General features: G+C 48.8%; 8 protein-coding genes and 1 tRNA gene. All 9 read right to left on the minus strand.

The annotated features are described in order from the left end of the window. Nucleotides 1-149 precede the first annotated feature (149 nt). Nucleotides 150-4256 carry a DNA-directed RNA polymerase subunit beta gene (gene rpoB / locus H8L47_RS26265; protein ID WP_186956786.1) on the minus strand — a complete coding sequence of 1369 codons (4107 nt, stop codon included), beginning with the start codon at nucleotides 4254-4256 and terminating at the stop codon, nucleotides 150-152. 222 nt (nucleotides 4257-4478) lie between these two features. After that, the gene (gene rplL, locus H8L47_RS26270; protein WP_222616693.1) at nucleotides 4479-4847 is read right to left on the minus strand and encodes a 50S ribosomal protein L7/L12; all 369 of its coding nucleotides are present in this window, start codon (nucleotides 4845-4847) and stop codon (nucleotides 4479-4481) included. Between the two features lie 52 nt (nucleotides 4848-4899). Next, complete coding sequence (gene rplJ / locus H8L47_RS26275; protein ID WP_186956788.1) at nucleotides 4900-5439, minus strand: 50S ribosomal protein L10; 540 nt, start codon at nucleotides 5437-5439, stop codon at nucleotides 4900-4902. A gap of 295 nt (nucleotides 5440-5734) precedes the next feature. Continuing rightward, nucleotides 5735-6430 carry a 50S ribosomal protein L1 gene (gene rplA / locus H8L47_RS26280; protein ID WP_186956790.1) on the minus strand — a complete coding sequence of 232 codons (696 nt, stop codon included), beginning with the start codon at nucleotides 6428-6430 and terminating at the stop codon, nucleotides 5735-5737. Beyond that, the gene (gene rplK / locus H8L47_RS26285; protein ID WP_186956792.1) at nucleotides 6430-6861 is read right to left on the minus strand and encodes a 50S ribosomal protein L11; all 432 of its coding nucleotides are present in this window, start codon (nucleotides 6859-6861) and stop codon (nucleotides 6430-6432) included. The genes rplA and rplK overlap by 1 nt, the downstream gene beginning before the upstream one ends. Nucleotides 6862-7029: 168 nt before the next feature. Further along, nucleotides 7030-7623, minus strand: a complete 594-nt coding sequence (gene nusG / locus H8L47_RS26290; protein WP_186956794.1) for a transcription termination/antitermination protein NusG — start codon at nucleotides 7621-7623, stop codon at nucleotides 7030-7032. Further along, nucleotides 7623-8006 carry a preprotein translocase subunit SecE gene (gene secE / locus H8L47_RS26295; protein WP_186956796.1) on the minus strand — a complete coding sequence of 128 codons (384 nt, stop codon included), beginning with the start codon at nucleotides 8004-8006 and terminating at the stop codon, nucleotides 7623-7625. Before secE ends, nusG begins: the two co-directional genes overlap by 1 nt. A gap of 36 nt (nucleotides 8007-8042) precedes the next feature. Continuing rightward, a tRNA-Trp gene (locus H8L47_RS26300) sits at nucleotides 8043-8118 on the minus strand. A gap of 68 nt (nucleotides 8119-8186) precedes the next feature. Next, on the minus strand, nucleotides 8187-8311 hold a 125-nt coding region (locus tag H8L47_RS26305; protein WP_456243385.1), incomplete at its 5' end, for an EF-Tu C-terminal domain-related protein.

The raw sequence follows: 8311 nt of genomic DNA on the forward strand, positions 1-8311 counted from the left end.
GCAATTACAAAACTAATTAGAGGACCTCTGATTAAGCTACTGCGCGACGCTATTTGGGGCCTGCGATGCTCGCCGTACTTTCGTACGACTGCGCTTCTTAACCCAAACTAACGCCGCTCGCTACGCTTACTCAGATACTCCTTAATACATTAGCTACGTTCGAGATCGATATCGATACCCAGAGAGCGGATTTCTTTGACCAGAACGTTGAAGGACTCAGGCATGCCGGCGTCGATCACATGGTCACCCTTGACCAGGTTTTCGTACACTTTGGTACGGCCATTCACGTCATCCGACTTGACTGTCAACATCTCTTGCAAGACATACGACGCGCCGTAAGCTTCCAGTGCCCAGACTTCCATCTCACCGAAACGCTGGCCACCGAACTGTGCTTTACCGCCCAGTGGTTGCTGCGTGACCAGAGAGTAAGGACCAGTCGAACGTGCATGCATCTTGTCATCAACCAGATGATGCAATTTCAGAACGTGCATGTAACCCAGTGTGACTTTACGCTCAAACGCTTCACCGGTACGGCCATCAAACAGGGTGACCTGGTTTTTCGATGGTGTCATACCTAGTTGGGCTGCGATATGGTCAGGGAAGGCCAGATCCAGCATGCGGCGGATTTCGCTTTCATGCGCACCGTCAAACACTGGTGTTGCAAATGGCACGCCGTGCTTCAGGTTGTTCGTCAATTCCAGGATCTCTGCATCGGAGAAGCCGTCGATGTCTTCCTTCTTGCCAGATTCGTTATAAATCTTCTTCAGGAAATCACGCAGTTCTTCTACCTTGGCTTTGGCTTTCAGCATTTCGCCGATACGCAAGCCCAGGCCTTTTGCTGCCCAGCCCAGATGCACTTCCAGAACCTGACCAACGTTCATACGTGATGGAACACCCAATGGGTTCAACACGATGTCTGCCGGTGTACCGTCAGCCATGTAAGGCATGTCTTCGATAGGCACGATACGGGAAACCACACCCTTGTTACCGTGACGACCCGCCATTTTGTCACCAGGTTGCAGGCGACGTTTAACAGCCAGGTAAACCTTGACCATTTTTTGTACGCCTGGCGGCAATTCATCGCCTTGCGTCAGCTTGGTACGTTTTTCTTCAAAAGCCAGATCGAACTGATGACGTTTTTCAGCGATGGAATCTTTCATCGCGACCAATGAATTTGCTGCTTCATCAGATGCCAGGCGAATATCGAACCAGTGGTATTTATCCACGCTGGCCAGGTATTCCTTGGTGATCTTGGTGCCTTTAGCCAGTTTGGCAGGGCCGCCGTCAGCGATCTTGCCATCCAGCATACGTTCCAGACGCTCAAATGCATCGCCTTCAACAATACGCAACTGATCGTTCAGATCGAGGCGATAACGCTTCAATTCATCATCGATAATCTGTTGTGCACGTTTGTCGCGTTGTATGCCTTCGCGGGTGAACACTTGTACGTCGATAACTGTACCTACCATGCCAGAAGGCACGCGCAGGGAGGTATCTTTAACGTCAGAAGCTTTTTCACCGAAGATGGCGCGCAGCAGTTTTTCTTCTGGTGTCAGTTGAGTTTCACCTTTTGGTGTCACTTTACCGACCAGGGTATCACCGGCTGTTACTTCAGCACCGATGTAGACGATACCGGATTCATCCAGACGTGCCAGTTGGTTTTCTGCCAGGTTGGAGATATCGCGGGTAATTTCTTCCGCACCCAACTTGGTGTCACGGGCAACAACCGACAACTCTTCGATATGAATCGAGGTATAGCGGTCATCAGCCACAACTTTTTCAGAGATCAGGATCGAATCTTCGAAGTTATAGCCATTCCATGGCATGAACGCGACCAGCATGTTCTGACCCAGGGCCAATTCGCCCAGATCTGTGGATGCGCCGTCGGCCAATACGTCACCTTTAGCGACCAGATCGCCAACCTTGACGATAGGACGTTGGTTGATATTGGTGTTCTGGTTGGAACGTGTGTACTTGATGAGGTTGTAGATATCCACACCAACTTCACCAGCCTGTGCTTCAGCATCATTCACACGAATAACGATACGGCCCGCATCGATGTAATCAACTTTACCGCCACGCAGTGCCTGTACTGTTGTACCGGAGTCAACTGCCACAGTACGTTCGATACCTGTACCAACGAATGCTTTTTCTGGACGCAAGCAAGGAACGGCTTGACGTTGCATGTTGGCACCCATCAACGCACGGTTCGCATCATCGTGCTCAAGGAACGGGATCAAGGATGCCGCAACAGAAACCACCTGACCGGTCGCCACGTCCATGTACTGGATACGTTCTGGGGATACCAGGATCGTTTCGCCAGCTTCACGGGCAGAGACCAGTTCATCGATCAGTTTGCCTTCGCCGTCGATCGTCGCATTCGCCTGGGCGATGATGTAACGACCTTCTTCGATAGCAGACAGGTAATCGATTTGCGGTGTGATTTTGCTGTCAACCACTTTACGGTATGGAGTTTCCAGGAAACCGTATTCGTTCAGACGTGCATACAGAGCCAGCGAGTTGATCAAACCAATGTTTGGTCCCTCTGGTGTCTCAATCGGGCAGACGCGGCCATAGTGGGTTGGATGAACGTCGCGGACTTCAAAGCCGGCGCGCTCACGAGTCAAACCACCAGGTCCCAAGGCGGAAATACGACGCTTATGCGTGATTTCTGACAATGGGTTGGTCTGATCCATAAACTGGGACAATTGTGAAGAACCGAAGAACTCACGTATCGCAGCGGAGATAGGCTTGGAGTTGATCAGGTCATGCGGCATCAGGTTGTCGGCTTCAGCCTGACCCAGACGCTCTTTGACAGCACGTTCAACACGTACCAGACCAGCACGGAACTGGTTCTCAGCCAATTCACCAACGCAACGTACGCGACGGTTACCCAAGTGATCGATATCATCGACTTCGCCACGGCCATTGCGCAGCTCAACCAGGATCTTGATCACGGCCAATACGTCTTCGTTCGACAAAGTCATGGCACCTGTCAGTTCATCACGGCCAATACGGCGGTTGAACTTCATGCGGCCGACTGCGGACAGATCGTAACGGTCTTCGCTGTAGAACAGGCCATTGAACAGGGCTTCAACAGAATCTTCTGTTGGTGGTTCGCCAGGACGCATCATGCGATAGATAGCAACGCGGGCAGCCATCTGGTCAGCTGTGTCATCAGCGCGCAGAGTCTGGGAAATGTAAGCGCCCTGATCCAGGTCATTGGTGTACAAAGTCTGGATATCAGTGACTTTGGCATCGCGCAAACGACCCAGCAATTCTTCTGTCAGTTCATCATTGGCATTAGCGATAACTTCGCCAGTGTCTGCATCAACGATGTTCTTGGCCAGGACGCGACCCAGCAGGTAGTCTTCAGGCACGGAGATGTGCTTGATACCACCGGCTTCAATTTCACGTACATGCTTGGCATTGATGCGCTTGTCTTTGGCAACGATAACTTTGCCGTCTTTGTCGCTGATGTCAAAACGGGCAACTTCACCACGCAGACGTTCTGCAACGAATTCCATTTCTGCGCCATCGCTGTGCAGGTTGAAATTATCGAAAACAAAGAAGTTCGCCAGTATCTGTTCATTGCTCATGCCTATGGCGCGCAGCAAGATAGTGACTGGCATCTTGCGACGACGGTCAATACGGAAGAACAGGATATCTTTAGGATCGAATTCGAAGTCGAGCCAGGAACCACGGTAAGGAATGATCCTTGCCGAGAACAGCAATTTGCCAGAGGAATGTGTCTTGCCACGGTCATGTTCAAAGAACACGCCAGGGGAACGGTGCAACTGGGACACGATAACGCGCTCAGTACCGTTGATGACAAAAGAACCAGTGGTTGTCATCAAAGGCAATTCGCCCATGTAGACTTCCTGTTCTTTCATTTCTTTGACAACCGGCTTGGTTGGCGATTCCTTGTCCAGAATGACCAGGCGAACTTTTGCACGCAAAGGCGATGCATAAGTCAGTCCACGCAGTTGACATTCCTTGACGTCAAATGCAGGATCGCCTAAAACGTAGGACAAGAACTCCAGACGTGCGAAACCATTGTGCGAAACAATAGGGAAAATCGAGGTGAAGGCTGACTGCAAGCCCTCGTTTTTGCGAGTTGACGGTGTTCTGTCTTCTTGCAAAAAGCTCTGGTAAGACTCAATTTGAGTCGCCAGTAAGAACGGAACGTTGTGGACGTTGGCGCGCTTCGCAAAAGATTTACGAATACGCTTCTTCTCAGTAAATGAGTAGTGCATGGACACTCCGTGAGTGGCAAGGAAGGATAGAGAATTCAGGATTTTTGTCACAAAAACACAACATAGCAACTCTGTGACAAAAAAACCTCAAGTCTCAACCCTCGGTCTTAATAAACAGCTAAACAACCCTGAACGACAAAGAAGCCAAAGAGGAACCCTCTCTTCCAAGAGGATTCCTGTCTTTGACTAGGGCAAATCCGAAGACTTGCCATGATACCTGAATTACTTGATGTCGGCTTTCGCGCCAGCATCTTCCAGTTTTTTCTTAGCTGCGTCAGCATCAGCTTTGGAAACTGCTTCTTTAACTGCTTTTGGTGCGCCATCAACTACGTCTTTAGCTTCTTTCAAGCCCAGACCAGTGATTTCACGAACTGCTTTAATGACGCCAACTTTGTTTGCGCCAACTTCAGTAAGAATTACGTTGAATTCTGTTTGTTCTTCAACTGCTGCTGCTGGACCGGCTGCTGCTGGGCCTGCTACTGCTGCTGCGGAAACACCAAATTTTTCTTCGAAAGCTTTTACCAGGTCGTTCAGGTCCATTACGGACATCGCGCCTACGGCTTCCAGGATATCGTCTTTGCTAATTGCCATTTGAAACTCCAATTAATTAATTACATTGATACGGTATTTGACGGAAAGAAACTTATTCTGCGACAGCTTCAGCAGCTTCTTCAGCTACTGGTGCTGCAGGAGAACCTGCTTCTTTCTGCGCTGCGACAGCTGCCAGAGCACGGGCGAAAGCAGATACAGGAGCCTGCATCATGCCAACCACTTGTGCCAACAGTACTTCACGGCTAGGAATGCTTGCCAATGCGACAACGCCAGCTTTATCCAGCGATTTGCCTGCATAGTTACCAGCTTTAACAACCAGTTTGTCATTGCTTTTTGCAAAGTCTTGAATGACTTTAGCAGCAGCAACAGCATCTTCCGAGATTGCATAAATCAACGGACCAGTCATTTCAGAAGCGAGACTTGCAAATGCAGTTCCCTCAACAGCGCGACGTGCCAATGTGTTTTTCAACACACGCATGTATACGCCTTGAGCACGTGCGCTAGCACGCAATTGCGTCAAATGACCGACCTGGATGCCACGATATTCGGCCACGACGATAGTCTGTGCAGTTGCTACTTTTGCAGAGACTTCAGCGACGACGGCTTTTTTGTCATTCAGATTGAGACTCACGGTCAACCTCCATTAATGATATTCAGTCCATACACCGGAATGATGTACTTCCCTCATATCGTTTCGAACACGGCGTCCGAAGTTAGGAGTTTCACTGGGGGACCAGTAATCACTACAAAACTTGTTCGGGTACACCATCTGCGTTGGGGCCTGTCGATTACTCTCCAGATATTAACCTCGTGCTTGGAAAACCACTCTTTCACACTCGGCCCAACGGTCTTTGACACTCTGGATGCTTGTTCAAAACATCCAGCCCAAAGATGCGCCCTGCATCATTGATGCAGGGACTTAATTCTTAGCCTGCCAGATTAGCGTGATCTACACGTACACCTGCACCCATAGTGGATGAGATGGATACTTTGCGCAGATACACACCTTTGCTGGATGCTGGTTTAGCTTTGTTCAAAGCTTCGATCAGCGCAACCAGATTGGACTTCAGGTCACCATCAGCAAACGACTTACGGCCGATTGTTGTGTGGATGATACCTGCTTTGTCTGTACGATATTGAACTTGACCAGCTTTTGCATTTTTAACTGCAGTAGCTACGTCAGGAGTCACTGTACCGACTTTAGGATTAGGCATCAAACCGCGTGGACCCAAGATCTGACCCAGAGTACCAACGATACGCATAGTGTCTGGAGAAGCGATAACTACGTCAAACGGCATGTCGCCAGCTTTAACGCGTTCAGCCAAATCTTCCATACCAACGATATCAGCACCAGCAGCTTTCGCTTCTTCCGCTTTTGCACCTTGTGCAAATACGGCTACGCGTACTGTCTTGCCTGTACCAGCTGGCAATACCACTGCGCCACGAACAACCTGGTCAGATTTCTTAGGATCAACGCCCAGTTGTACGGATACGTCGATGGATTCATTGAATTTTGCTGTTGCGCATTCTTTGATCAAAGCGATAGCATTGTCAAATGGATACACTTTCAGACGGTCAACTTTCGTTGCCAGCAATTTTGCTTTTTTAGATAACTTAGCCATTACAGACCCTCTACCGTGATGCCCATGGAACGAGCAGAACCAGCAATAGTACGCACTGCTGCGTCCATATCAGCTGCTGTCAAATCAGCGCGTTTAACTGTCGCGATTTCTTCAGCTTGCTGGCGAGTAATTTTGCCAACTTTGTCTGTATGTGGTTTTGCAGAACCTTTAGTGATGCCAGCCGCTTTTTTGATCATGTAAGTTGCTGGAGGAGTCTTCATCACGAATGTGAAAGACTTGTCAGCAAATGCAGTGATCACAACAGGGATAGGCATGCCTGGTTCCATACCTTGGGTCTGCGCGTTGAACGCTTTGCAGAATTCCATGATATTCAGACCACGTTGACCCAGAGCTGGACCGATAGGTGGGGATGGGTTTGCTTTACCAGCTGGCACTTGCAGCTTGATAAAACCAATGATTTTCTTTGCCATGTGTGGCTCCTTCAAAAAATGAGTAGTAGCGCCTGTTAATGTCTTTTCACACCAACAGGCTCCTCCGCCTGCTGAGAATTGCCTATATCACGCTTACATCAATACAGTCAACGCTCTAACCAGTTTCAACAAATTGCTTTGCTACGTACTGGTCAAACGTGAATCCTGTTAAACCTTTTCAACCTGGGCGAATTCCAGTTCAACTGGAGTCGCACGACCGAAGATGGTGACTGTGACGCGCACTTTGGATTTTTCATAATTGACTTCTTCGACATTGCCGTTAAAGTCAGTAAATGGTCCATCCTTGATACGCACTACTTCACCTACTTCATACAAGACTTTTGGCCTTGGTTTTTCAACGCCGTCTTGCATTTGCTGCAAAATCTTGTCTACTTCGTGTTGTGGTATCGGGGATGGTTTATTTGATTTACCACCGATAAAACCGGTTACCTTGCTGGTATTTTTTACCAAGTGCCAGGTATCGTCAGTCATTTCCATTTCTACGAAGACATAGCTAGGAAACAAGCGACGCTCGGTCACTGCTTTCTTGCCATTTTTTACTTCGATCACTTCTTCAGTCGGCACCAGAATCTGGCCGAACTTGTCTTGCATCTCTGCGCGCTCTATGCGCTCTACCAATGCACGATGCACACTCTTTTCCATACCGGAATAAGCATGCACGGCGTACCATCTTTTAGCACTTTTAGGTACAGACACCGCTGGTGCTGTACCTTCTTCGTTTTCCTGAATGTTCTCGCTCATTATTTTTTCCATCCGAGGATTACGTCATACAACAAAAATCCGATCAACTGATCGGTACCCCAGAGGAAAATCGCCATCACCAGCACAAAGACAAATACTACAGCTGTGATCTGGCCAGCTTCTTTCCGGGTTGGCCATACAACTTTTTTGGTTTCACGCACAGTTTCTTTAGAGAAGTTGACAAAGTCACGACCCATATCAGAAGTTGCGATAACACCAACAGCAACCAACAAACCCACAACCAGTGCGACAGCGCGTATCCACGGCGCTTGTCCAGCGAGAATATAAAAAGCAGCAACACCGGCAACTGCAGCCACTACCGCCAGAATGACTTTGTACTTGTCATTGGATGTACTAACTGTTTGAACGGGATGATTAGACATACTTTATTTACTTTCGGTGGCCTGTGGCCTTGATGGTGGCAGGGGCGGAGGGAATCGAACCCGCGACCTTCGGTTTTGGAGACCGACGCTCTGCCAATTGAGCTACACCCCTACATCTTGACATTAATGCACGCACTACCTGCACAAGTCAGGCAATGCATGCATTTTACTACTTATTTATTACTCGATGATTTTAGCAACAACGCCAGCACCGACTGTACGACCACCTTCACGGATAGCAAAGCGCAAGCCTTCTTCCATCGCGATCGGGTTGATCAGTTTTACAGTGATAGAAACGTTATCAC

Source organism: Undibacterium umbellatum (genome assembly GCF_014284125.1).
Taxonomy (GTDB): domain Bacteria; phylum Pseudomonadota; class Gammaproteobacteria; order Burkholderiales; family Burkholderiaceae_D; genus Undibacterium; species Undibacterium umbellatum.

Excerpts from the sequence above, each read along its gene's own strand:
- rplA (WP_186956790.1), bottom strand. The coding sequence starts at position 6,430 with ATGGCTAAGTTATCTAAAAAAGCAAAATTGCTGGCAACGAAAGTTGAC.
- nusG (WP_186956794.1), bottom strand. The coding sequence starts at position 7,623 with ATGAGCGAGAACATTCAGGAAAACGAAGAAGGTACAGCACCAGCGGTG.
- rplL (WP_222616693.1), bottom strand. The coding sequence starts at position 4,847 with ATGGCAATTAGCAAAGACGATATCCTGGAAGCCGTAGGCGCGATGTCC.
- rpoB (WP_186956786.1), bottom strand. The coding sequence starts at position 4,256 with ATGCACTACTCATTTACTGAGAAGAAGCGTATTCGTAAATCTTTTGCG.
- secE (WP_186956796.1), bottom strand. The coding sequence starts at position 8,006 with ATGTCTAATCATCCCGTTCAAACAGTTAGTACATCCAATGACAAGTAC.
- rplK (WP_186956792.1), bottom strand. The coding sequence starts at position 6,861 with ATGGCAAAGAAAATCATTGGTTTTATCAAGCTGCAAGTGCCAGCTGGT.